The following is a 1,611-nucleotide window of genomic DNA, read 5'->3' on the forward strand; positions in this document are numbered from 1 at the left end:
GAACAGATTCGGGTTGGACAAGAAATTGTGGTGACGACTGATGCATTCAAGGGCGCAAGCTTTACTGGCAAGGTTACTGCTGTGAGTCCGAAGGTTGATACTAATACACGCAATATTCAGATTGAGGCTCAGTTGGCAAATCCGGATAAGAAAATTTTGCCAGGCATGTTTGCTAATGTGAATATTAAGTTGGGCGATGAAGTGAAGTTGCTGACCTTGCCTCAAACTGCAGTGACTTATAACCCGTATGGCTCAACAGTGTTTATTGCTAAGCCAACTGGTAAAAAGGATAAGCAGGGCAAGCCTGCACTTGAGGCTCAACAGGTCTTTGTAACTACAGGACTAACGCGTGGCGATCAAGTGGCAATTCTCAAAGGGGTTGAAGAGGGTGCTACGGTTGTTACTAGTGGTCAGCTTAAGTTGAAGAATGGTACGCCGCTAATTATCAATAACAAGGTGTTGCCATCCAATTCACCAAACCCACAGCCACAGGAATAAGTCCTAGATGAATTGGACTGATATATTTATTCGTAGACCAGTGCTCTCGCTGGTAGTGAGTGCGCTTGTCTTGGTGTTTGGCTTGAAGGCGGTTGGTTCTTTGCCAGTCAACCAATACCCACAAACCCAAAATGCAATTGTCACTATTACGACGGCTTACTATGGCGCTGATCCAGAGACGATTGCAGGCTTTATTACGCAGCCATTAGAAACTGCGATTGCTCAGTCCCAAGGTATTGACTATTTGTCCTCGATGAGTGTGAGTGGCCTCTCGACCATTACCGCGACTCTCAAGCTCAATTACGACTCCAATGCTGCGCTGACACAAATCCAGACGCAGATTAGTTCGGTTAAGAATCAGTTACCTCCGCAAGCCCAGCAACCCGTATTGACTGTACAAATTGGTCAGTCTACTGCGGCAATGTACATGGGCTTTTATAGCGATGACATTCCAAACAATGCAATTACTGATTACTTATTACGGGTAGTGAAGCCAAAGCTGGATGCTGTCGATGGTGTGCAGAATGCTGAAATTACTGGTGGCAGAAAGTTTGCCCTACGCGCATGGCTTGATCGCGAGAAGATGGCGGGACTTGGGGTCGGTGCTGATGATGTCTATAGTGCCATGGCAGCTAATAACTATTTATCTGCAGTAGGCAGCACTAAGGGTGACATGGTTGCCGTCGATTTGGTTGCTGGCACGGATCTCCATACGCTCGATGAGTTCCGCAAGTTGGTTGTCAAAAAAGATGGCATCAATATTGTGTACCTAGATCAAGTAGCAACTGTGAGCATGGGCTCTGAAGACTACAACACCAATGTTGCATTTAGTGGCAAGCGCTCAGTGTTTATTGCCATCAAGGTGGCGCCTCAGGCGAACTTGCTCGATGTAGCAGAACGTGTTCGCGCAGTAGTGCCAGATATTCAGAAGCAGTTGCCAACCGGTATGTCGGGCAAAGTGGTTTATGACTCGACTAAGTTCATTACTACTTCGATTGATGAGGTAGTGGCAACCCTTTTAGAGGCGCTGTTGATTGTGACGGTGGTGATTTATCTCTTCCTGGGAAGCGCACGCGCTGTTGCCGTGCCGGTGATTGCAATGCCACTCTCATT

2 protein-coding genes are annotated in these 1,611 nt (G+C 47.1%); both read left to right on the plus strand.

Annotated elements, in window-relative coordinates; genetic code table 11:
• Positions 1–498, plus strand: a 498-nt coding sequence (locus B7X71_RS16580) for an efflux RND transporter periplasmic adaptor subunit (protein ID WP_293601546.1), incomplete at its 5' end; no start/stop codon positions are given.
• A gap of 7 nt (positions 499–505) precedes the next feature.
• Positions 506–1,611: efflux RND transporter permease subunit (locus tag B7X71_RS16585; protein ID WP_293601547.1), on the plus strand; the 1,106-nt coding region annotated here is incomplete at its 3' end.

It is taken from the genome of Polynucleobacter sp. 39-46-10 (assembly GCF_002282275.1).